Raw genomic sequence first — 24,742 nt, 5'->3', positions numbered from 1 at the left:
CTATTAAACCGCACTATGCCCGGAAATATCTTACTCATCGATGATGAAGAACAGCTTCGGAAATTGTTAAGCCGCATCATATCACTGGAAGGATTTACCGTTGAGCAGGCCGCCACGTTAAAAGCGGCCCGGGCTTCGCTCGCTCAGAAAGAACCTGATATTGTTTTGTGCGATGTTAAGCTGCCCGATGGCGATGGGGTAAGTTTTGTAAAAGAACTGAAAGCGAAATACCCGCTGGTGGAGATCATTCTGCTCACCGCATTCGGTAACATTCCCGATGGCGTGCAGGCCATTAAGAACGGTGCATTCGACTATATTACCAAAGGCAACGATAACGACCGCATTGTGCCCCTGTTGTACCAGGCATATGAAAAGGGCGTAGTGCAAAAGAAGTCGGCAGTAAAAATAAAAGAAACAGGCGCCTATACTTTTGACGATATCATTGGACAAAGCCCGTTGATAAAACAGGCAATACAACTGGCGCAGAAAATTGCACCGGCCGGCGCCAATGTATTATTGCTGGGTGAAACCGGTACGGGCAAAGAAGTATTTGCCAATGCCATTCATGCAAGCAGCAAACGAAGCGATAAAGCCATTGTGGCCATAAACTGCAGCGCCTTTGCGCGCGACCTGCTCGAAGGCGAACTGTTTGGCCATAAAGCCGGCGCTTATACCGGTGCTGCGAAAGATAAAAAAGGACTGATAGAACTGGCCGATGGCGGCACGCTTTTTCTCGATGAGATCGGCGAAATGAATATCGATCTTCAGGCCAAACTGTTACGCGTAATTGAAAACGGCGAATTCATAAAGCTGGGCGATGTAAAAACAACCAGGGTCAATGTGCGCATTATTGCGGCTACCAATCGCAACCTGGAAAAGTCGATTGCCGAAGGAATGTTCCGGGAAGACCTGTATTACCGCCTGAACGTTTTCACAATTTCATTGCCGCCATTGCGCGAACATGCAGAGGATATTCCTGCCCTGGCCGGTCATTTCCTGGCGTACTTGGCAGCAAAAGAGAACAAGCCGGTGCTGCAGATACATAAAGACGCCCTGCAATTGATGCAGCAGCATGCCTGGAAAGGCAATATTCGCGAACTACGCAATGTACTGGAACGCGCTACCGTCATGGCCGATGGTGATACTATTTTGCCTGAACATTTGCCGTTTGACATTCAGAAACAATCAACCGGCGCTTCGGGCCTTACCCTGGCCGCCGTTGAAAAGGATCATATTCAGAAAGTGCTGCGTTATACCAACGGCAATAAAACGAAAACCGCGGTGCTGCTGGGTATTGGCTTAACGACGTTGTACCGGAAAATGGAGGAATATAAGATTGTTTAATACTTCGGGAGGCAGGAAGTAGGAAGTTGAGTAAAAATCAGGCGGTACGAATGTCGAACTCTTCGTAATTCATACATCGTACTTCTTATTACGGTTTATAAAAGAAAAGGGCCACGGTTTTACCCGTGGCTACCTTATTACATTTCGATTACTGCCTAACCAGCGGCGGGTGCTGGAACGAACTAACCACCACCGGGTATTTCTCAATGGTTACATTACTGGGGTCAAGACCAAAGTTGATGGATTCTTTTACACCCAGGAATTTTAGATTGAAATAACTCTTCATCATTATATTTTTCAGGAAGGGCATATCGTTTTCGTACGACAGGAAACTTTCCATTACCAGGAACCGGTAGTCGCCGATCTTGCTATCCTGGTAATGTTGTTCGTAACGGCCCGATACGTCAACTTCGCCTGACTTAACCAGCTCGTTAGCCACCTGTCTGAAATAATAGTCGATACGCGGTTCAATACGGAAACCCAGGTTGAACTCAATAAAGTAAACGTCGTCCTTTACGATAGTATCAACGTGATAGTTCATGGCGTAGGGTTCATCGAGCACATTCACATGCACAAACCAATAGATGTCGGCGCGTTTGGGCGATTTTGACAGAATGGAATCGATGGCCGTTTTTTCCACTTTACGCGATGTTCCTGAAGTGGTAAGAAAAACCAGGTTGGTAGCATATTTGGTAATATTCTCGTCAAGGCTTAAGCGCTTCAGCTTTGGAATATATTCTTCAATAGATACCAGCCTTTTAAAGCCGTTAACGATATTGCGACCCTTGCGCCATACATACATGATGGCGAATAATATAGCGCCAATGATCAGCGTTATCCAGCCGCCTTCTTTTATCTTTTGAAAATTGGCCGTCAGGAACGAGATCTCGATAAGCAAAAACAATCCGATGACCAGCACAACCCATATCATTTTTACCCTTCTGGTATACAGGTAGAAGTTGATCAGTACAGTGCTCATAAGCATTGTAAGTGTAACGCTTAGGCCGTAGGCAGCTTCCATTTTGGTACTCTCGCGGAAATGCAAAACCATACCTAAACAGCCGGCCAGCAATAACCAGTTCACAAAAGGGATATAGATCTGTCCCTTTATATGGCCCGGGAACACCACACGATGGCGGGGCCACATGTTCAGCCTGATGGCTTCATTGACCAGTGTAAATGACCCGCTTATCAACGCCTGGCTGGCAATAATGGTAGCCAGGGTGGCAATGATAACTGAAGGAATATAAATTACCTCGGGAACTATATGGTAGAAAGGACTGATGCCATCCAGTTGCTTACCGGTATGTTGCAGCAACCAGGCGGTTTGTCCGGCATAGCTTAAGATCAGCATTATTTTAACATAGATCCAGGCTATGCGTATATTATTTCTGCCGCAGTGACCCATGTCGCTATAAAGCGCTTCGGCACCGGTTGTACACAAAAACACACTACCCAGCAACCAGAAACCACCCGGTACTTCTTTCAGCATCACATATGCATAATAAGGGTTTAACGCTTTAAGTACCCGGGGTTCATGACTCAACGCCATAATACCCAGTGCGCCGATAAACGTAAACCAAACCATCATTACGGGACCGAATACCTTACCGATCTTATCTGTACCAAATTGTTGAAAAGTAAATAAGATAACAAGGATCACAATCACAATAGGCACCGTATCAATATGCGGATTTATCTTTTGCAGCCCTTCTATGGCAGAAGCTACAGAAATGGGTGGGGTAATAATACCATCGGCCAGCAGAAAAGCGCCGCCGGCCATGGCAGGTATCAGCAACCATCTGCCCCAGAAACGGCGGATAAGCGCATACAGCGAGAGGATCCCGCCTTCGCCCTTATTGTCGGCCTGCAGGGTGATGATCACGTATTTTAAAGTTGTTTGAAAAAAGAGGGTCCAGAAAATAGCCGATAAAGCACCCAGCGCCACATCTTCCGTAACAACGCGGCCATGGAAGATGGCGTTCAACGTATACAATGGTGAAGTACCGATATCGCCAAACACAATACCGGCGGCAATTAAAATACCGGCTGCGGTGATTCGCTTATGAAAGACAGCCGGTGATGCAGATGAGCTCATTTTATTCTTGTTTTAAACCATACCCCCAACGCAGGTCGGGAATGCGGTTTTATTTTTTCAGGTTTATTATTAGTATGGGCTATACCCTAATTGTTACAAAACCTTTTCAATTTGATAAAGCACCCTTTCAAAATGAAAGGGTTTAGGTTTTCCGGTTATATGAACGCTTGTTGGTAATTTGTTGTAGTTGCCTGGGAATTAATTGCTTGTTGTTCTTCCTTCGTTTTTTTTCAATCGCGGCACTTCGTTGGCTTTTTAAAGGCACAAATAAAATTCAATTATGCTAACGCTCATTCTTTTGCTAACAGGCCTCGTTTGTTTTTATGTATTCTATAAATCAATTGACTTCTTTGAAAAAGTATAAACTATGATCAACGCATTATTTTTTTTATCGATACTGGTTTTTGGTTACCTGTTGTATGTATTAATTAAACCTGAAAGATTCTAACATGAACACGGAATTATTTGGTGTAATAATAACCTTCCTGCTAACGGTACTTCTGGCAATGCCGCTCGGGAAATATATTACCAAAGTATTCAAAGGCGAACCCGCCGTTACCGATTTTATGCATCCCCTGGAACGGTTGATCTTCCGCGTCAGCGGTATTGACCCGGCGGAAAGTATGAACTGGAAACAGTTTTTAAAAGCCATGCTCAGCATTAACCTGCTGTGGTTTGTATATGCGTATTTTGTGCTGCTCTTCCAGCACAAATTACCGTTGAACCCCGATGGCAATGCCGGGCAAGCGCCCGATCTGGCTTTTAACACTGCCATCAGTTTCCTGGTGAACTGTAACCTGCAGCACTATTCGGGTGAAACCGGTGTTACGTATTTCACGCAGTTATTCGTGATCACGTTTTTACAGTTTGTAAGCGCTGCAACGGGTATTGCAGCCCTGGTTGGCGTCTTCAACGGGTTAAAGGAAAAGACCACCAATGATCTGGGCAACTTCTGGGTGATCTTCACCAAAAGCCTCACCCGCATTTTATTACCGCTTAGCCTGGCTGCCGCAATTGTGCTGGCCTTCAACGGAACGCCGGCTGGTTTTAACGGCAGGGATACCATTACCACCTTGCAGGGCGATACGGTTCAGGTAGCACGCGGACCCGCAGCCGGAATGATCGCCATTAAACATCTTGGCACCAATGGCGGCGGCTGGTTTGGCGCCAATTCGGCCCATCCGCTCGAAAATCCCAATTACTTCACCAATATGTTCGAGCTGGTTTTACAAATGCTTATTCCCATAGCTATGATCATTGCGATGGGATCGTACATCAAGCGTAAAAAACTGGCGTGGGTGATCTTCGGTGTTATGACCATTGGAATGTTATGCCTGCTTATTCCTACTATGGTTACAGAACTGAACGGTAACCCGGCCATTGCCCAAATGGGTGTAGCGCAGGCAACGGGCGCTATGGAAGGGAAGGAGGTGCGCTTTGGCGCTGCGGCATCTGCTTACTGGAGTATTGTAACTACCATTATTTCTACCGGTTCGGTTAATTCAATGCATGACAGCTCTATGCCTTTATCGGGGTTGATGCAAATGCTGGGTATGATGATCAATGCTTTCTATGGCGGTTGCGGGGTTGGACTGTTAAACTATCTACTCTACATCATAATTGCAGTATTCATCTCCGGTTTAATGGTTGGCCGAACGCCTGAGTTTATGGGTCATAAGGTAGAGGCAGGGGAGATCAAGATCGCATCCCTTGTTTGTTTGCTATCGGCCCTGCTGGTAAAAGGCGGTGCGGCGCTGGCCGCTTACATGGTAACGCACCATCCTGAAATGGCATTGACGGTAAAACCCGCTGCCTGGCTGAACAATCCTTCGCATCATGGCTTCTCAGAAATGTTATATGAATTTACTTCGGCCAGCGCCAACAATGGAAGCGAGCTGGAAGGGCTGGGTGATAATAACATGTTCTGGAACATATCTACCGGTATCGTGCTGATTATGGCAAGGTTTATCCCTGTGATCGGTCCGGTAGCTATTATCGGCATCCTCTCAAATAAAAAATACATTCCCGGATCGGCGGGTACGCTGCGCACCGATTCGCTTACGTTCGGCGCCATGACCTTTGCGGTTATCGTCATCGTAAATGCCCTTTCGTTCTTCCCGGCGCTGGCACTCGGCCCTATTGCAGAATATTTATCATTACAATAATTCAGAACTGATCATGTTAAAAGTAAAACGAGAAACAAAATTGTTTGAACCGGCGCTGGTTCATACCGCCATCGAACAATCCTTTATAAAGTTTAATCCGCGGTTAATGGTCAGGAACCCGGTAATGTTCACCGTAGCGCTCGGTACGTTGGTAATGCTGGCGGTAGTGATGTGGCAAATGATAACGCACGACAGTACCCAGGGCGCGCTTTGGTATAACGTCGTGGTGTTTGCCATTCTATTCCTGACAGTATTGTTTGCCAATTTTGCAGAAGCGCTGGCTGAAGCAAGAGGAAAGGCGCAGGCGGAAAGCCTGCGTAAAACAAGAGAGGAAACCCCGGCGAAAAAGGTGGTGTCGCCCGGTGATATTTTTGTAAAAGAAATAAAACTGTTGCCCTCTTCGCAACTGCGTTTAGGCGACAGGTTTGTTTGCGAAGCCAATGATGTGATACCGATGGATGGCGAGATCATTGAAGGTATTGCTACCATCGATGAATCGGCCATTACCGGTGAGTCGGCGCCGGTTATCAGGGAGGCCGGCGGTGATAGATCATCGGTAACCGGTGGTACCAAAGTATTGAGCGATCGTATTGTTGTACAGGTAACTACCCGGCCCGGTGAAACGTTCCTCGATAAAATGATAGCGCTGGTAGAAGGCGCCAGCCGGCAGAAAACACCCAATGAAATTGCCCTTACCATTTTGCTGGCCGCATTCACACTCATCTTCATCATAGTATGCGTTACCTTAAAACCATTCGCCGATTATGCGAATACACCCATTACCATTGCCAGCTTTATTTCCCTGTTCGTTTGTTTAATTCCCACCACCATCGGTGGTTTGTTATCTGCCATTGGTATAGCGGGAATGGACAGGGCCCTGCGCGCCAATGTGATCTCTAAAAGCGGTAAGGCGGTAGAAACTGCCGGTGATATAGATGTATTGCTGCTCGATAAAACCGGTACCATTACCATTGGTAACAGGAAGGCCACGCATTTTTACCCTGCAAAGCATGTAGATGAACAGTCGTTTATCGATCTGGCGGTGTACAGTTCGCTGGCCGATGATACGCCTGAGGGCAGATCTATAGTTGAGCTGGCTGCTAAACGATCAAACGCCCATGCTTCACTTGAACAATTCCGTCAGCAGCACCTATCGGTGCCGCTTACCTTCGTAAAATTTACAGCCGAAACCCGTAGCAGTGGCGTCGATCTGCCCAATGGCACAAAGATCCGTAAAGGCGCATTTGACGCCATTCGCAATATGGCTTTGGATGCCGGTAAAGGTATGCCCGCTGAAGTGGAAGAAAAAGTGAAACAGATCGCCGGCGATGGCGGAACCCCGCTGGTGGTAGCTGTGAACAATGAAATAAAAGGCGTGATCGGGTTGCAGGATATTATAAAACCCGGTATACAGGAGCGGTTTGAACGGCTGCGCAAAATGGGGGTGAAAACGGTAATGGTTACCGGCGATAATATGCTCACCGCAAAATACATTGCCGGTAAAGCAGGTGTTGACGATTTTATTGCCGAAGCAAAACCCGAAGATAAAATGAACTACATCCGCAAAGAACAGGCGTCGGGCAAACTGGTGGCCATGATGGGCGATGGCACAAACGATGCCCCGGCATTGGCGCAGGCCGATGTAGGTGTTGCCATGAACAGCGGAACACAGGCTGCCAAAGAGGCCGGTAATATGGTAGACCTCGATAACGACCCAACCAAACTGATAGAAGTGGTTGAAATAGGAAAACAGCTGCTCATTACCCGGGGTACACTTACCACGTTCTCGATTGCCAATGATGTTGCCAAATATTTTGCGATCGTTCCGGCATTGTTTGTTGCTTCTATTCCTGCCTTGCAGCATTTAAATGTAATGGGTTTGAAAAGTCAGGGGTCGGCTATTTTGTCGGCCATCATTTTCAACGCCATCATTATTCCTTTATTGATACCATTGGCACTCAAAGGCGTTGCTTATAAACCAATTGGTGCAGGCGCGCTGTTGCGAAGGAACCTGCTGATCTATGGCGTTGGCGGTGTAATTATTCCTTTCGCCGGTATAAAGCTGATTGATATGTTGCTGGGCACGTTTATGTAATTTTTTTAAAAAGATGTAACAATGAAAAGTTTTTTGATACCAATAAGGCTGACAGTTGTTTTTATACTTATATGTTCAATAGTGTATCCTCTCCTCATCGGTTTTGCTGGCAAACTGGCGCCCGGCGGCGGAAAAGGGGAAACCGTAAAGGTTAACGGCAGGGTTGTGGGCTATGCCAATGTTGGACAAAAATTTACTGAAGATAAATACTTCCAGGGCCGTCCTTCTGCGGTGGATTATAATGCCGCCGGTTCAGGCGGTTCCAATAAAGGCCCTTCCAATCCTGATTATTTGCAAACAGTGCAGGACCGCATCGATACTATTTTAGTGCACAATTCAGCGGTAAAAAAAGAAGATATTCCTGCGGAAATGGTAACGGCATCGGGTAGCGGACTCGATCCTGATCTTTCACCGGCATCGGCTTACTTACAGGTGAAGCGGATCGCGGCTGTACGCGGCATTGCCGAAGAAAAGGTAAAGGCGTTGGTTTCAGCGCAGATACAGGGGCCGCTGTTGGGAATGTTTGGGCCATCGAAAGTGAATGTGTTGAGGCTGAATATAAGTTTGGATGAAATAAAATAGTTATTACGTTTGCACCATTTGATTTCGAAATTGGTAGCGGATACAATTGAATAACTAAATAACTAAACAATTGGCTTTTATAATGAAAAATGTTTTATCAGGTATCGCTGTGCTTTTTGTTACGAACCTGACCGCCCAGGATACAACCCGGAAAGAAAATAAAGCACAGGTAAGCATTAGCGGATATGCAGAAGCATATTACAATTATGATTTAAACAAACCGGCAGATCATTACCGGCCGGGATTTTTGTATAGTCATAACCGCAGCAACGAATTCAATATTAACCTCGCCTATGTAAAAGCAGGTTATACTGCAGAACGTGTACGTGCCAGCCTGGCCTTGGCGGCCGGTACCTATATGAATGCCAACTATGCGGCTGAGCCCGGTGTGCTTAAGAATGTATACGAGGCTAATGTAGGTTTTAAAGTAAGTCAGCGTAAGAACCTCTGGTTCGATATAGGCATTATGCCATCCCATATCGGTTTTGAAAGCGCCGTCAGTAAAGATTGCCGGGCATTGACGCGGAGTTTGGTGGCTGAAAATTCACCTTACTATGAAAGCGGCGCCAAACTTACCTACACAACCGACAATGGCAAATGGTTGCTGAGTGCGCTGGCGCTGAACGGCTGGCAACGTATTCAACGGGTGAGTGGTAATTCGCTGATGAGCTGGGGTACACAGCTGCAGTTCAAACCAACGGATAAAGTATTGCTGAACTACAGTACGTTTTTAGGTACCGATAAACCCGATAGTGCGCGGCGCTGGCGGTATTTTCATAACGTATATAGCATTGTACAGCTAAGTGATAAATTAGAAGCAACGCTGGGTTTCGATCTTGGGCAGGAGCAGGCCTCAAAAGGTGAAAGCAAACTCAATACCTGGTATGCGCCGGTAATTATTCTTCGCTATGCACCGGTTGATCAGTGGGCTGTTGCGGTACGCGGTGAATACTACAATGATGAGCATGGTGTTATCATCGGTACGGGTACGCCAAACGGATTTAAAACCACCGGTCTTTCCACCAATATCGACTATATGCCGGTCAACCATCTTGCATTGCGATTGGAAGGGCGATGGTTGAGCAGTAAAGACAGGATCTTTGTAAAGAAGGAAAGCTGGTCAGCCAATAATGCGGCAATTACCTTTTCTGCAGCTGTAAGTTTTTAAGCAGGAGGCAGGAAATGCAAGATCTTCTTATTTCCTGCTTCTTACATCAGTATAGTAAAATCTACATGCGTAATTGATCCCATTAATAACTTATGAGTGGGAAACTTAAAATATATATCGGCATGAGCGCCGGTGTGGGTAAAACCTACCGCATGCTGCAGGAGGCGCATGAGCTGCTCAGGAAGAATGTGAATGTAAAGGTTGGTTTTGTAGAAACACACAATCGTAAAGAAACACATGCATTGACAGCAGGCCTGCCGCTGGTGCCGCGGCGGCAGGTGTTTTACAAAGGTAAACAACTGGATGAGCTGGATGTGCAGGCTATTTTATTGTTACATCCCGAGGTGGTGATCGTTGATGAACTGGCGCATAGCAATATCCCCGGCAGTAAAAATGAAAAACGCTGGCAGGATGTAATAGAGATCCTCGATGCCGGTATAGATGTGATCACCGCGGTGAACATCCAGCATATTGAAAGCATAAACGAGGATGTAAAGCAGATAACCGGCTTATTGGTAAAAGAAAGAGTCCCCGATAAGTTATTGCAAATGGCCGACGAGGTAGTGAACATCGATCTAACTGCGCAGGAGCTCATAACGCGATTGCAGGAAGGAAAGATATATGAACCTGATAAGGTGCAGCAGGCGCTTGCAAATTTTTTTCAGCCTGAAAAGATCTTACAGCTACGGGAGCTGGCATTAAAGGAAGTGGCAGGCCAGGTAGAACGAAAGGTCGATTACACCGTCACTAAAAATAATGCATGGCAACACGAAATATTTCTTGCCTGCATCTCCAGCTCCCATGAAACGGCGCGGCATATTATTCGTAAGACCAGCCGTCTGGCTTCGTATTACAATGCCGCCTGGCACGTGTTGTATGTGCAAACGCCCCGCGAAGAACCTGATAAAATTCCACTGGCCGCCCAACGGCATTTGATCAATAACCTGAAGCTGGCCACCGAACTGGGCGCCGGAGTTTTACAGGTAAAAAGCAAAAGCATTGGCGGCCAGATCATTCAAACAGCCGTCGAAAAAAAGATCACCACCATTTGCATCGGTAAACCACATTTGAGCTTATTTCAGGTAATTTTGAGAACGGGCCTGTTCAATCAATTGTTAAAAACCCTTTCTAAAAAAGACATTGACATCATTATATTATCGTAATGCCATTAAAGTTAAAAACCAGGGTGGCCCTCGGCGTAGGGTTTCTGTTTACATTGCTGCTGCTGGTTGGCGGGGTGGGTTTTTATTATTTTAATAAGATCAGTCTCGAATCGCGCGATGTGTTAAAAGACAACTACAAAAGCGTTGACTATGGCCGCAGGATGCTCGATGCGTTGAATACCTGGGAAAAAGAACGCGATACCGCGCGGAAGGTATTTGAGGAGAACCTGGCCGCACAAAAAAATAATATAACGGAGAAAGGCGAGAACGAGTTGACCGCGGCCCTGCACCAGCATTATACCGCCTTCCTGAAACACAATGATTCCATGCCATTACAACTGGCGCTGCAAAAGCACATCGGCCATATTATTAAGATCAATCTCGACGCCATAAACGAAAAAAATGCTGTTGCTCAACAGGCGGTAGATAATGCAAAGGTGATCATAACCATCATCGTTACTTTCTGCCTGCTGATCGGCTTTACGTTCATTGTTAATTTTCCAGGATTAATAGCGAATCCCATTGCCAAACTTACCGAAGGTATAAAGGCGATAGCTAACAGGAACTACAGTCAGCGTATTCACCTCGAGCGAAAAGATGAATTTGGCGAACTGGCCAATGCGTTCAATAATATGGCCGAACAGCTTGACGCTTATGAGCACAGTAACCTGGCCACGATCCTGTTTGAAAAAAAACGCGCTGAAACCGTTATCAATTCATTGAAAGATGCCAGCATTGGAATAGATAAGAACGGCACCGTTTTGTTTGCCAACCAGCAGGCTTTACAATTGTTGAACCTCAAGGAAGCCGAAGTGGTCGGGCACAGGCAGGCCGACATACAGCAACGGAACGACCTGTTCCGTTTCCTTTCCAATGAAGAAAATGGAATGCCGTTCAGGATCGTAGTGAATGATAAGGAGAATTATTTCACAAAAGAACAGATCGATATTCAGCAGGAAAAAGAAGTGACCGGCCATGTGATCATTCTTAAAAATATAACGCCGTTCAAAGAACTGGATGTAGCCCGCACCAATTTCATCGCCACTATTTCACATGAGCTGAAAACACCACTGGCTTCCTCCGATTTCAGTTTGCGTTTACTGGAAGATCAACGGATTGGTACCTTAACCACTGAACAAAAAGAACTGGTGCAAAGCCTGAAAAACGATAACCAGCGGTTGCTGCGTATCCTGAGCGAATTGCTCGATCTGTCGCAGGTAGAAAGCGGCAAGATGCAGTTACACCTGCAACCTGTAGCCGTGAGCGGCATCATTGAAAAAGCGTTGGGCGCTGTGCAGAACGCGGCCCGCGAAAAGAACATCAGGATAGAACAACAGGTCACCGCAGAATTGCCTGCATTCCGGGCCGATGCCGAAAAAACCGGTTGGATCATCAATAATTTTCTTACCAACGCCATTCGCTATTCGGCACAGAACGATCATATTGTAATAAAAGCTCATCAGCCCAATGAGCAGCAGATTGAAATAGGCGTACAGGATTTTGGGATCGGAATCGATACTTCCTTGCAGCAAAAGATCTTCGACCGGTTTTTCCGCGTGCCGGGCATTCATGAGAATAAAGGCACCGGGTTGGGACTGGCCATCAGTAAAGATTTTGCCGAAGCCATGCATGGCGCCATCGGCGTGGAGTCGTCGCCGGGAAAAGGCAGTTATTTCTTTTGCCGGTTTAACGTGGCGTAAGTGTAGGTATTTGCACATTTCTCCTGTAAAAATTACTGATCCTGAATTTACCGGTGCGGCTTCAGGGTTAATTAAACCTGCACACACTCAAAATGATAATGCCCGCAACAAACGCTACCTGCACCAATTGCCAAAGGGCGATCTTTTTCTTTATATCGGTAAATGGAACGTTCGTTTCGCCGGCAGGCCTTTTCTTAAGCTGGCGGATGTTCCTTGAATAAAAGATCCTGATCACAAAAATGCCGAGCACCAACCCGATCTTTACCCGCATCCATAATTGCCCGCCATACACTTTGTGCATTTGAGCCATCATCAATATACCCGGCCGGTAATTCAGGCGAAAATGGGCAGGGGGGCGGCCCTTTTACGCTGCAAAACACAGATTAGCAGCATGGAATGGACATTTTTACAATAAAAGTCTACAAATTTGACACTACTTACCTTGTGGTAACCGCATCTTGTAACAAGATTGTAAACATATGAAAAGGAATATTTTATTGCTCGCTTTTTGGTGCTGCTGCAGCGGTGTGCTGGCGCAGGATAAAGCAAACAGCCGTCCGAATATTATCATTATCATGGCCGACGATCTCGGGTACAGCGATATCGGCTGTTATGGCGGGGAGATCAATACACCTAACATCGATCGCCTTGCAAAGAATGGGATGCGCATGGCCAATTTTTATAACAATGCCCGCTGTTGCCCAACCCGGGCCAGCCTGCTTACCGGGCAATATGCGCATAAAGTGGGACTGGCGGCAAACGGAAATGCGCTCACCCGCAATGGCGCCACCATTGCCGAGTTGTTAAAAGAAAACGGATACCAGACCGGCATGGTAGGAAAATGGCACCTGAGCGATGATATACAACAACCAACCAAAGAAGAACAGCTGAAATGGCTTAACCACCAGGGTTTTGCCGATGCGCCATTTGCGTCAGTCGAAAGTTATCCAATCAACCGCGGTTTTCAGAAACATTACGGCATCATTTGGGGAGTGGTTGATTATTTCGATCCTTTTTCGCTGGTTGACGGCGAAAAACCGGTAAAGGAAGTACCTAAAGATTATTACATCTCCGATGCCATCAATAAAACATCGGTGGAATACATAAAAGAATTCACCGCTGCCAGAAAGCCTTACTTTTTATATGTGGCCCATGCCGCGCCGCACTGGCCGGTTCATGCCAAACCCGAAGATATTGCCAAATACAAAGGCAAATACGACATGGGTTGGGATGAGTTGCGCAAACAGCGGTATCGTCGCATGGTGACAATGGGTTTAATTGATTCCACCACCACACCTTTAATAAATGTAATGGGTGGAAACGGCGCCTGGGAAAAATTAAGCGCAGCTGAAAAAGAAAAACAGTCGATGAAAATGGCAACCCATGCCGCCATGATCGAACGGCTCGATATTGGAGTAGGGGACATCATCAAAACACTGGAACAAACCAATACCCTGCAAAATACCCTGGTCATTTTCCTCGCCGATAATGGTGCTTCGCCTGAGATCATCGATGTGCCCGGTTACGACCGGCCTTCGCAAACCCGCGATGGCCGTGAGTTGCAGTATGATAAGGTTGTTACAGCCGAAAATATAGGTTCAGAAATTTCCTATACCGGTATTGGCGCCAACTGGGCCAATGCCGCGAATACCCCTTACCGGTTCTGGAAAATGGAAAGTTTTGAAGGTGGCATTCATACGCCCATGATCATTCACTGGCCGGCCGGTTTAAAAACAAAAAAAGGAAGCATCAACCCGGCCATGGGGCATGTGACAGATATTCTGCCAACCCTGCTCGATGTAAGTAGATCAAAATATCCTGCAGCTTACAACGGAAATGCATTGACTCCAATGGATGGACAAAGCCTGTTACCGGTGATCGGCGGTAAAACAAAAAAGGGCCGGAGTGAGATCTTCTTCGAGCATGTAAAGGGAAAAGCTTACATAAAAGGCAACTGGAAACTGGTAATGAAAACGAATGCCAGCGAGTGGGAATTGTACGACCTCAGTAAAGACGCCAATGAACATACCAATCTCGCGGCGGCCAATACCGGTAAGCTTAATGAAATGAAAACCGCCTGGGAGAACTGGTATAACAATATGAAACCGTATATTCATCTGCGCCCCGGGAGCGGCCCGCAATAATGGCTCAGCAACTCCTTTTTCGCAACTATACGGTGGCCGATGGTTTATCTGTGGACAGGCACTTATGGCAATGGAATCGATATGCTCTAAATTATGCTAACAGGCTGACTGGTTCACAGGTGACAGGGAAAATAGACCGCAGGATTTGAATCGTTTGAATTCACCCGCCGGGAGAGAGCCGGTCTTTTGCCGATGAAGTAGGGTTTTACCGATTCCGATCATGAATTGTTTCCGGTAATAAAATGATCTTACAATAATGTAACAAAGAATGTTTTGAGTAATTACGATGCAATAGTAGTAGGTTCCGGCCCCAATGGGCTGGCAGGGGCGATCACCATGCAGCAGGCCGGTTTATCGGTGCTGTTGCTGGAAGGGAAAGAAACCATCGGCGGTGGAATGCGCACAGCCGAAATTACTTTGCCCGGTTATTTGCATGATATCTGTTCGGCCATACATCCCATGGCGGCCGCATCGCCTTATTTAACTACGCTGCCCTTACAGGAGCATGGGCTGGAATTTATTTATCCCGAAGTGGCAGCGGCGCATCCGTTTGATGATGGTACTGCCGCTGTGCTGATGCATTCTGTAACCGAAACCGCGCGGTTGCTTGGTGCGGATGCTGATAATTATACAAAACTGATACAACCAATATTGAATATCTGGCCTGCAATAGCCCCAGACGTTTTAGGACCGTTGCGTTTCCCCAGACATCCCCTGTCGATGGCGCGGTTTGGGCTGTCCGCCCTTACTTCTGCCAACTTTCTATCCCGTAAATTCAAAACGGCAAAAGCAAAGGGCTTTTGGGCCGGGATGGCCGCGCATTCCATACAACCATTGACCAATGCGGTTACTTCGGCTATTGGTTTGGTTTTGATGGTAGCCGGGCATTTAAAAGGCTGGCCGGTGCCAAAAGGCGGATCGCAATCCATTGCCAACGCACTGGCTTCTTATTTTTTGAGCCTCGGCGGAAAAATTGAGACCGCGCAATATATTCGCTCACTCGATGAATTACCCCTGGCAAAAGCCGTGTTGTTCGATGTAACACCCAGGCAGTTGTTACAGATCGCCGGTGAACGGTTCTCTTCCTTTTATAAAAAACAATTGCAGCGCTACCAGTATGGGATGGGCGTTTTTAAGATCGACTGGGCTCTAAACGCGCCGGTTCCCTTTACAGCAAATGAATGCCGCATAGCAGGAACGGTGCATCTGGGGAATACGCTGGAAGAAATAGTAGAAAGCGAACGGCTATCGTCGAAAGGTGTTCATGCCGAAAAACCATTCGTATTGCTGACGCAGCCCAGCGTATTTGATGCCTCGCGGGCGCCTCAAAAAAAACATACCGCCTGGGCTTATTGTCATGTGCCGAATGGTTCAACCGTTGATATGACAACGATCGTAGAGAACCAGGTAGAACGCTTTGCGCCGGGATTTAAGGATTGTATTCTCGGCAGGCATACTATGAATACTGCCGAAATGGAAGCATACAACCCAAATTATATCGGGGGCGATATCAATGGCGGTATCATCAATATTCGGCAGTTATATACCCGGCCGGCTATACGCTGGTCGCCTTATACCACGCCGGCAAAAGGAATTTATATCTGTTCCTCCTCTACGCCGCCGGGGGGCGGTGTGCACGGCATGTGCGGATATCATGCTGCCAAAAAGGCCCTGCACGACGTGTTTTCCATCGAGATAAAGACGCATTAAAAATTGAAATAAATAAGTCTGTTTAAATACGGGACTTCAGGAAATTCCTAACTTGTAACATGGGCGCCGTATCACGGTTCCAGACAGAAAGATTCCTGACGATTTCAACCAATCAAACATGTCGTACCAGAACGCGAACGTCGAAGACATCGCAGTCAATGAAACAACCAAACCTGTTCCGGCCAAAAAATCCTTTTTCGAAAGCTTTACCGAAGATTACTGGGCGGTTTCCATTGCAGGTGTGATCATTCTAACCATGCTGGCACTTACACTGTGGGTGCCGGGGTTCAGTTTGTCATTGCCATCGTATAAATGGGAAACCGGGAGTGACCTGGTGAATAAAGTATTGGCAGGCAAAAATATTTTATTGATCCTGCAAACAGGAGTGATCTCCCTGGTATTGTCGGGTATCGCCATTAGTTTATCTGGCGGCAGTATAAAAAAATATTTAAAAGGGTTTTCGTTGATCTATGTGCTGGCTGTGGCGGCGCTGATCGTAGCAGGTAATAAAGTCATTTCATATTACGGATTTGAATATGTGATCTTTGCTTTGATCCTCGGATTGTTGATCGGCAACCTTACCACCGTTCCGGCCTGGTTGAAAGAGGCCGCCCGTTCGGAGTTTTTTATAAAGACCGGGCTTGTGATCTATGGCACAAGTATTCTGTTTACCGATATTGTAAAGGCCGGGCTGCCTGGTTTATTACAATCGGTATTGGTGGTGAGCGTGGTTTGGTTTATAGCATTATGGATAAGCCGGAAATTGAAAGTAGATGATGAGTTTGGCGTAATCCTGGCGTCGGCAGTAGCAATATGCGGCGTGTCGGCGGCTATTGTTGCCAGTGGAGCCATTAAAGGCGATAAAAAGAAATTGTCATATGTGACCACGCTGGTATTGCTGGTAGCTGTTCCCATGATGATCATTCAACCCTGGTTGAGCAAACTGCTGAACCTATCTGAAGTGGTAGGCGGCGCCTGGCTGGGCGGTACGCTCGATACTACGGCATCGGTTTCGGCCGCTGCCCAGCAGGTAGGCGAAAAAGCCGTGAAGGCCGGTGTGATCGTGAAATTCTCACAAAATGTGCTGATAGGAATTGCCGCTTTCTTTATTGCACTCTGGTGGACGTATAGAAAAGGCGCATCAGCGGAAGGCGCAGAAAAACCAGGGCTGGGGGTTGTTTGGGAGCGTTTTCCCAAGTTCGTGCTCGGTTTTGTGGCAGCATCATTGTTGTTCTCATTCCAGATCCCGGCCGAATTGTCGGGTAGGGTAACACCTGTTTTTGCCGGACTGCGTACTGTATGGTTTGCCCTCGCATTCGTAGCCATTGGCCTGGAAGCCCGGTTTGCCGACCTGGTAAAGACCGATGGCGGTCGCCCGGCGGTGGCATTTGTTTCCGCGCAGTTGTTCAACATCATCTGGACCCTGTTATGGGCATACCTTTTATTTGGCGGTGTCTTGTTTGAAGTGCCTGATATAAAATAATAATACAATTCATACCCCTGCTGTAAACATTTGTATACCGGGTTTTTGGTGACGGATACGTATTTTCACGCCCGAAATAAATATCTGTCACCATTCCTGAAACATTGCCATGCAGCTACGTCAATTTTCTCTGCCCTTTCTCTGTTTCCTGTTATGTTTGCACCAAACGCTTTTTGCTCAGCCTACCCGGGTGCGCGAAGATTTTGATAAGAACTGGACCTTTCACCTCGGCGAAGCCGAGCGTCCTCAATCGGTTTCTTTTAATGACGCTTCCTGGCGCAAACTGAACCTGCCGCACGACTGGAGCATCGAGTTGCCATTTGATTCAACCAGCCCCACCGGAACAGGCGGCGGCGCTTTGCGCGGCGGACTGGGCTGGTACCGGAAAACATTTACATTGCCGGCAACCGACAAAGGGAAAAACATTTTTATCGATTTTGACGGGGTGTACTGCAATAGCGAGGTGTTCATCAATGGCCACTCTTTCGGGGTTCGGCCCAATGGGTATATTTCTTTCCGCTATGATCTTACCTCGTTCCTTAAATATGGCGGCGAAAAGAACGTCATAGTGGTAAAGGTCGACAATAGCAAACAGCCCAACAGCCGCTGGTACAGCGGCAGCGGGATCTATCGCAATGTGTGGCTGGTAAAAACAAACAGCATTTATGTAGATAATTGGGGCACATATATAACCACACCAAAAGTATCTGCTTCGTCTGCCACGGTTAATATTTCAACCGATATTCTCGGTACCGGTGGTTATGCTGATATTACCACTACGATCGTAAATGCCGCCGGAAAGCCGGTAGCATCCCAAACACAAAAGAATATTCATATCGGCGCTTTGCAAACCGCAAAACAGGTGTTCAATATTCAGGCGCCGGTATTATGGAGCCTTGAGAACCCTTACCTGTATAAAGCGGTTACGAAGATCACTTCGAACGGGAAACTGCTTGACCAGTATACCACTCCCTTCGGTATCAGGTATTTTAATTTCGATGTAGACAAAGGTTTCTCCCTGAATGGCAAAAAAGTAAAAATAGTGGGGGTATGTAATCACCACGATCTCGGCTGTTTAGGAACGGCCATCAATACCCGTGCGCTGGAACGGCAGTTGCAGATCATGAAAGATATGGGAGTGAACGGCATTCGTACCTCACATAACCCGCCGGCGCCCGAGCTGCTCGACCTATGCGATAAAATGGGTTTTATTGTAATGGATGAAACCTTCGATATGTGGAAGCGCAGCAAGACCCAATACGATTATAGCAACGATTTCGATGAATGGTATAAAAAGGACCTGACCGATCATATTCTGCGCGACCGCAACCATCCTTCTGTATTTATCTGGAGCGTAGGTAATGAGATCCCCGAACAGGGGGGTAAAAAAGGCGATTCTTCCGGTATAATGTATTTGCGTGAGATGCAACAGATCGTTCGCAAACTCGATACAAGGCCAACAGTAACTGCCAATAACCATGTGCAGTCATGGAACCAGTTATTGAAATCGGATATCAACGATCTGATCGGCTACAATTATCATCATAATGACTGGCATCCTGATTCAGTACAAAAAACATGGGGCCGCAAACCTTTTATTGTAACGGAATCGGTTTCTGCATTGCAATCGAGAGGGCATTATGATATGCCATCAGACAGTATGCGCATCTGGCCAAAACGCTGGGACCTGCCTGTTGACAATGCCAATGCCGATCTTACGTGTTCTGCTTACGAGAATTGTTTTACACCCTGGGGCTCATCGCACCTGGCTACCCTGCGCATGTTCCTGAAACATGAAAGCATCAGCGGTATGTATGTGTGGACCGGCTTCGATTATATGGGCGAACCAACGCCTTATCCCTGGCCGGCGCGTAGCTCGTACTTCGGCATTGTAGACCTGGCCGGTTTCCCGAAAGATGTTTATTACCTGTATCAAAGTTTGTTCACTACAAAGAATGTATTGCATTTGTTCCCGCACTGGAACTGGCAACCTTCACAAACGATAGATATGTGGGCGTATTATAACAACGCCGATGAGGTGGAGTTGTTTATCAATGGAAGATCACAGGGCGTTAAAAAGAAATCGGGCGATGAGCTGTATGTGATGTGGCGGGTGCAATATGAGGCCGGCAAGGTAGAAGCCGTATCGAGAAAGGGCGGAAAAGTGGTGGCTTCCAAATTGATAAAAACAGCAGGTGCGCCTGCGAAGATCATTGTACAGGCAGATAGAAGTACGATAAAAGCAGATGGAAAAGATCTGTCGTTCGTAACGGTGAAGGTGGTTGATAAAGACGGTAACCTGGTGCCGGATGCTGCTAACAGAATTAAGTTCAAAATTGCCGGCTCCGGCTTTATAGCGGGTGTTGACAACGGTTGCCAAACGAATCTCGAATCATTCAAGGCCGGCAATGTAAAGGCATTTAACGGGTTGGCACTGGCAGTGGTTCAATCGAACGGAAAACCGGGAAGTATAAAGTTACAGGCACAATCGGCAGGGCTTTTGCCGGCAGCTATAGATATAATCGTGAAGTAGGAAGTATAAAAAATTACAAGCCCTGTAATTCATTTACAGGGCTTGCAAAACATCTTGTAGTTATACCGAAACAACTTACAACTTGCAAAACAATTAAGTCGCTGGTGATGTGTTTGCAAGCCTTCAGGGCTAATTTGCTGTACCTGGCAAAATCTTCAGGCCCTGAAAAATTCATTACATGAAGCTAAAGCTGTTAGGTTTCTGAACTAATTCATTAAGGGAACAAACCGGCGTGCAGGGCCTGGAAAGTATCCGTGATCAATTCACCAAACTTCTTTGATAAAGTGGCATTGGCCGGAGTACCTTGCTCAGTTAATACCACGTTACCAACCTGGTAATAATTGGTTGTGTTATTGTCAAGCACTTTAACAACGCTGTTATTTTTGAAATAATAACATTTGCTGAAGTTGGCCGAGTCTGTTGTAAAGATATAGTTGGCCTTCAATATCTCTTTTGTCTTTTTGTTATAGAAACATTCAACCCAGTATTTGCCTTCACGGGCTTTGCCTCTGAAAGAAGCATGATCTAAATACTGACCTCCTTCGGCAAGCTGAACTATAGAATCAATCTGTAGTTTTTGGTTTTCGAAGTTGATTAAAGGAGCTGCCGGTGCAGTTGTCTTCTGACTGGCAAATTGTGCTGTTGGTTTCTGCTGCGCAAGCGCAGGGACGGCCAGGGTAGCAAGTACCAATGTAAATAATCGGGTTTTCATATACATACGAATGGGTTTTTTTAAATGTACACACGATTCTTTACATGTGCAATAGCGGCCGGGAAAAAGGTTTTACGGGTAAATCCTTACTGGTATTGGTTCTAATCTGTTTCTAATGGTATATGTGCTGGGGTTCAATGCATTAAAATTGCTAAACCCTTCAGCGGACAATTGCGGCACAACACGCGTTTTGATAAATGTCAACAAAAAAGTTTCTGGAACTTAGTTGGGGCGGGGTTTTGAGGGATGGATTACTACGTAGTGGATTTCCTATGGTGAATGGTTGCCTGCCTTAATAATCAGGAGTTGAAGATCATCATTTTTATCTGTTGGGTAATGGTGTTTGCAGATCTGAATTTGGATAATGGCATCATATAACGGAGATCAATGTGTGTTGTTGGTGCATGCGTCATTGTTCTTTGAGTAGTTCGATTTTAAACTGCATCGAGTTGATTATGGACAGTAATTTTAATTCCCATCAAATAATATTCAAAGAGCCCTCCGGTTACGGAAGGGCTCTTTGCTTTTGTAAGCGATCATGCAGATATGTAATGCGTGAAGTAAGAACCGGCAGGTTTAAAACCTAATCGCATAGCGAGCCGCGCCGATCGTTCATTGGCGGCATCCCAATGCGGCACCAGGTTTTGTTCAATGGCTTTTTTTATAGTTGCTGCTGAAACAATTGCTGCCAGTCCTTTATTCCTGAACTGCGGCAGGGTGATCACATTCAATTCTATTCCATAAGAACAGCGCAATGCAGCGGAACAAACGCTGGCAGGCGTTCCATCTATAAAAATACCTGAAGCAAGTGCATTGGCCGAGAAATCATCGGGAGAATGGTAGTTCGATAAATGGTACTTATGCCATTCATCTGTTTCCATTGCCTGTGCAGTGGCTGCATCAATTTCATGTACCTTATAACCGCCTGCATTCTGCTCGATGATCCTGTTGAGTTCAGCCACTTCAATAAACGTATGCGTAAACGAGAACCGTTCTGTTTTTTTTAGTTTTTCTGCATATGTATACTGCAATAAATTCATCCATGGTTCCGGCGAAGGTTGAATGGCGCACGGTAGTTCAATCGATTGTATAAGCGCAGCGGCCTTATCATGTGTTGCATCTCCGGCCAATACGCCAAATGTACCATACCTGATAAATGCTATTTTGGGATCGGTAACATTATCCACCACCACACTGATCTGTTTGCCGCTTTGTCCGTCAAGTAAACTGTCAATGCCAAGATCAACCCGGTGATGGGTATTGAAAAACGGAACCAGCTTTGCTTTCAGGGCGGTATCAACTTTGTGTATGATATGCATAAACGCTAATATAGGTGAAAGCCTTCAACTCCCATCTTCCGGCAACACATGTGTTTTAGTTATTATTCAACGAGGCGGATCAAATAATTCTTCGCTAAACTGTAAGAAACAGGCCTCCGTTTGCTACTAATGGTATAAACCATACAGTTAGTGACCTTTCAGGAACAGGGATACATCTTCAATCAATGGATCGATCAGCATAAAGCGCTCATCTTTAAAATAGTGCGTGCATATGGCAATACGGCTATGGATCAGGATGACCTGTTTCAGGAGATCAGTATCCAGGTGTGGCGTTCGATCCCGGCTTTCAGAAATGAATCTGCCGTTACTACATGGATCTATCGCATTGCCCTGAATACTGCTATCAGCTGGGTCACCAAAGAGCACAAATACCGCAAGGTCAGCGGCGCATTGCATGGCATTCCCGATGTATTGAGCCACCCGCATAAACCTGTTGATGAACAGCTGACCTGGTTGTATGAAACCATACATTCCCTCGATGAAATTGACCGGTCGCTGGCCCTGCTGCTGCTCGATGGGTTCAGTTATAAAGAAATGGCGGCTATCCTGGGTATCAGCGTTTCAAATGTAGGTGTGAAGATCAACCGCATAAAGAAGCAACTCATTCTTCAATCGAAAAAAATCAGTGACCATGGAATTCGATGAATTGCAAAAGATCTGGGATACACAAAATAACAAGCCGTTGTATGTGATCAATGAACATGCATTGCATAACCGCATCGTTGCCAAAAAACACCAGGTAATACATATTGCTGTTGTAACCGAATGGATCCTTATAATTGCCAATGCCATCTCCGGAGCGTTCGTGCTGCAACAAAATTTTACCGGGCGGCGTAGTTTGGTATTCGCTTACTTGTTGGCTATATGGTTATTGGGTAGCGCATTATATGTGCTGGTAAACCGCGTTCGCCGCATGCGGGAACAAAAACGGTTCAACCGTTCGCTGAGCGGCGATTTGCAACATGCACTTGCAACGGCCGTTTACCAGGTGCGCATTGCGCAAATTATGCGCTGGAATACATTGCCAATTGCACTGTTGGTTTTGTTGGGTAGCTGGGAGGGGGGGCAATCTGTTTGGTTTTTAGTGGCTGTAGCGCTTTTCTTTGTGCTGGTTTTTATCGCCAGCGGCTGGGAGCAAAATATATACCGCAACAAAATGAAAGAGCTGCAGGTGCTTCAAAACAAATTACAGGAAGAGGGCCTGCCGCCAGACTTTTAACGTTGGTTTGCTGCCCGCAAAAAATTTGCCCCCATACATACTAAATAGGGAATATAATGGTTTATAGGTATTGAAATCCAATACAAAGGCATAGCCTGCCGAAAAATATGAACAGCCTGATAATCATCCCTTCTTTTGCCTTATTTTCGCCCGCTGTTTTGCCTTTGCACAATAAGCACATTTTCGTATCATTTAAAATAAAATCAATACCTGGTTTATGCCATCAGTACGCCTTTTAGCTGCTGCCTGCACAGCTCTTGTAATGAATGCCTGCTCTAATGGTGAGGCAAACACTACAGAAACTAAAGCTGCAGATTCCACCGCTCCGAAAAACACTTCAGCAATTAAAGAAACCCAGGAGAACGTAGCCAGTCCTGCTGCCACCACGCTGGATACTGCGCTGTTCAATAAATTGAATTTACACCTGGCCAATGGCGATTCATCGGGCCGCTGGCCGGTAAAAACTGCCTACCCCAGGGCCGGTGCTATTTTCCCTTTCAAAAGGGTGGTAGCTTACTATGGCAACCTGTATTCAAAGAATATGGGCGCCCTGGGCGAATATCCACCAGATGAAATGCTGCAAAAGTTAACCGCAGAATGTAAGAAATGGGAAGCCGCCGACCCTGCCATTCCGGTACAACCGGCATTACACTATATTGCTGTAACCGCCCAGGGAAGTCCCGGCGCGGGTGGCAAATACCGCCTGCGGATGCCCTTTCACCAGATAGACTCCGTGCTGAAAATGGCGGAACGCATTAATGCGCTGGTGTTTATCGATGTGCAGGTAGGCTTCAGCAATGTACAGGCCGAAATTCCCGAACTGGAGAAATACCTGAAGATGCCGCATGTGCACCTTGGTATCGATCCTGAGTTTTCCATGAAAACCGGTAAAAGACCCGGGGCGGTAATTGGCACCATGGATGCCAGCGACATCAATTTTGTTACTGATTACCTGGCCAAACTCGCAAAGGCAAACAACCTGCCGCCCAAGATCCTCGTAGTGCACCGCTTTACGCAAAACATGGTAACCAACTATAAAAATATTAAACTTCAACCCGAAGTTCAGATCGTTATCGATATGGATGGCTGGGGAGAACCTTCACTTAAACATGACAGCTACAAAGCGTATGTTTGGAAGGAACCTGTACAGTTTGCCGGTTATAAACTGTTCTATAAAAATGATATCCGCAAACAAGGCAGCCATATGCTGACGCCTGAGGAAGTACTGGCTGAAAAACCACAGCCGATCTATATTCAGTATCAGTAAGGTTGAAAAGAATTAATTA

Annotated in this window: 19 protein-coding genes; 15 read left to right on the top strand and 4 right to left on the bottom strand. The window is 46.3% G+C overall.

Annotated elements, in window-relative coordinates; translation table 11 throughout:
- Positions 1-15: 15 nt before the first annotated feature.
- Positions 16-1,344 carry a sigma-54-dependent transcriptional regulator gene (locus A4R26_RS11780; RefSeq protein WP_081163976.1) on the top strand — a complete coding sequence of 443 codons (1,329 nt, stop codon included), beginning with the start codon at positions 16-18 and terminating at the stop codon, positions 1,342-1,344.
- A gap of 148 nt (positions 1,345-1,492) precedes the next feature.
- On the opposite strand, the gene A4R26_RS11775 is transcribed toward A4R26_RS11780, so the two are convergent.
- Entirely contained in the window at positions 1,493-3,442 is a 1,950-nt protein-coding gene (locus tag A4R26_RS11775) for a KUP/HAK/KT family potassium transporter (protein WP_081163975.1), read from the bottom strand.
- A 367-nt stretch (positions 3,443-3,809) separates the two neighbouring features.
- Between A4R26_RS11775 and kdpF the strand changes: the two genes are divergently transcribed.
- The 7 genes from kdpF to A4R26_RS11740 all read left to right on the top strand — a co-directional run bounded on the left by kdpF (position 3,810) and on the right by A4R26_RS11740 (position 12,315).
- On the top strand, positions 3,810-3,890 hold the full coding sequence (kdpF, locus tag A4R26_RS36055) for a K(+)-transporting ATPase subunit F (RefSeq protein WP_081163974.1): 81 nt from the start codon (positions 3,810-3,812) through the stop codon (positions 3,888-3,890).
- Between the two features lies 1 nt (position 3,891).
- Entirely contained in the window at positions 3,892-5,607 is a 1,716-nt protein-coding gene (gene kdpA, locus A4R26_RS11765) for a potassium-transporting ATPase subunit KdpA (protein ID WP_081163973.1), read from the top strand.
- Between the two features lie 13 nt (positions 5,608-5,620).
- Entirely contained in the window at positions 5,621-7,702 is a 2,082-nt protein-coding gene (gene kdpB, locus A4R26_RS11760; RefSeq protein ID WP_081163972.1) for a potassium-transporting ATPase subunit KdpB, read from the top strand.
- Positions 7,703-7,723: 21 nt separating this feature from the next.
- Positions 7,724-8,284 carry a K(+)-transporting ATPase subunit C gene (locus tag A4R26_RS11755; RefSeq protein ID WP_081163971.1) on the top strand — a complete coding sequence of 187 codons (561 nt, stop codon included), beginning with the start codon at positions 7,724-7,726 and terminating at the stop codon, positions 8,282-8,284.
- Positions 8,285-8,366: 82 nt separating this feature from the next.
- The gene (locus A4R26_RS11750; protein WP_107685829.1) at positions 8,367-9,452 is read left to right on the top strand and encodes a porin; all 1,086 of its coding nucleotides are present in this window, start codon (positions 8,367-8,369) and stop codon (positions 9,450-9,452) included.
- A gap of 92 nt (positions 9,453-9,544) precedes the next feature.
- Positions 9,545-10,615 carry a histidine kinase gene (locus tag A4R26_RS11745; RefSeq protein ID WP_081163970.1) on the top strand — a complete coding sequence of 357 codons (1,071 nt, stop codon included), beginning with the start codon at positions 9,545-9,547 and terminating at the stop codon, positions 10,613-10,615.
- The gene (locus A4R26_RS11740; protein ID WP_081163969.1) at positions 10,615-12,315 is read left to right on the top strand and encodes a sensor histidine kinase; all 1,701 of its coding nucleotides are present in this window, start codon (positions 10,615-10,617) and stop codon (positions 12,313-12,315) included. The genes A4R26_RS11745 and A4R26_RS11740 overlap by 1 nt, the downstream gene beginning before the upstream one ends.
- A 67-nt stretch (positions 12,316-12,382) precedes the next feature.
- Here the strand turns inward: A4R26_RS11740 and A4R26_RS11735 are convergent, their stop codons facing one another.
- Positions 12,383-12,616, bottom strand: a complete 234-nt coding sequence (locus A4R26_RS11735) for a hypothetical protein (protein WP_133054643.1) — start codon at positions 12,614-12,616, stop codon at positions 12,383-12,385.
- Between the two features lie 178 nt (positions 12,617-12,794).
- On the opposite strand from A4R26_RS11735, the gene A4R26_RS11730 reads away from it, so the two are divergent.
- The 4 genes from A4R26_RS11730 (at position 12,795) to A4R26_RS11715 (ending at position 20,185) form a co-directional block, all read left to right on the top strand.
- Positions 12,795-14,459 carry an arylsulfatase gene (locus A4R26_RS11730; protein WP_081163967.1) on the top strand — a complete coding sequence of 555 codons (1,665 nt, stop codon included), beginning with the start codon at positions 12,795-12,797 and terminating at the stop codon, positions 14,457-14,459.
- A 273-nt stretch (positions 14,460-14,732) separates the two neighbouring features.
- Positions 14,733-16,169 carry a phytoene desaturase family protein gene (locus A4R26_RS11725; protein WP_107685828.1) on the top strand — a complete coding sequence of 479 codons (1,437 nt, stop codon included), beginning with the start codon at positions 14,733-14,735 and terminating at the stop codon, positions 16,167-16,169.
- A 118-nt stretch (positions 16,170-16,287) separates the two neighbouring features.
- Positions 16,288-17,652 (top strand): YeiH family protein, encoded by a 1,365-nt coding sequence (locus A4R26_RS11720; protein ID WP_081163966.1) that lies wholly within the window; start codon positions 16,288-16,290, stop codon positions 17,650-17,652.
- A gap of 109 nt (positions 17,653-17,761) precedes the next feature.
- Complete coding sequence (locus A4R26_RS11715) at positions 17,762-20,185, top strand: glycoside hydrolase family 2 TIM barrel-domain containing protein (protein WP_081163965.1); 2,424 nt, start codon at positions 17,762-17,764, stop codon at positions 20,183-20,185.
- Between the two features lie 214 nt (positions 20,186-20,399).
- Here the strand turns inward: A4R26_RS11715 and A4R26_RS11710 are convergent, their stop codons facing one another.
- Positions 20,400-20,897, bottom strand: coding sequence for a hypothetical protein (locus tag A4R26_RS11710; RefSeq protein ID WP_133054642.1), 498 nt, complete (start codon positions 20,895-20,897; stop codon positions 20,400-20,402).
- 536 nt (positions 20,898-21,433) lie between these two features.
- Positions 21,434-22,216, bottom strand: coding sequence for a GNAT family N-acetyltransferase (locus A4R26_RS11705; protein WP_081163963.1), 783 nt, complete (start codon positions 22,214-22,216; stop codon positions 21,434-21,436).
- A 150-nt stretch (positions 22,217-22,366) separates the two neighbouring features.
- On the opposite strand from A4R26_RS11705, the gene A4R26_RS11700 reads away from it, so the two are divergent.
- The 3 genes from A4R26_RS11700 to A4R26_RS11690 all read left to right on the top strand — a co-directional run bounded on the left by A4R26_RS11700 (position 22,367) and on the right by A4R26_RS11690 (position 24,723).
- Entirely contained in the window at positions 22,367-22,882 is a 516-nt protein-coding gene (locus A4R26_RS11700; RefSeq protein ID WP_081163962.1) for an RNA polymerase sigma factor, read from the top strand.
- Complete coding sequence (locus A4R26_RS11695; protein ID WP_081163961.1) at positions 22,869-23,456, top strand: hypothetical protein; 588 nt, start codon at positions 22,869-22,871, stop codon at positions 23,454-23,456. Before A4R26_RS11700 ends, A4R26_RS11695 begins: the two co-directional genes overlap by 14 nt.
- 217 nt (positions 23,457-23,673) lie before the next feature.
- Positions 23,674-24,723, top strand: coding sequence for a hypothetical protein (locus tag A4R26_RS11690; protein WP_081163960.1), 1,050 nt, complete (start codon positions 23,674-23,676; stop codon positions 24,721-24,723).
- Positions 24,724-24,742: the final 19 nt, after the last annotated feature.

The sequence above is a fragment of the Niastella populi genome, from assembly GCF_002078015.1.
Lineage (GTDB): Bacteria > Bacteroidota > Bacteroidia > Chitinophagales > Chitinophagaceae > Niastella > Niastella populi.
Note: the sequence above shows the minus strand (reverse complement) of the source record. Positions and strands in the feature narration are given on the sequence as shown.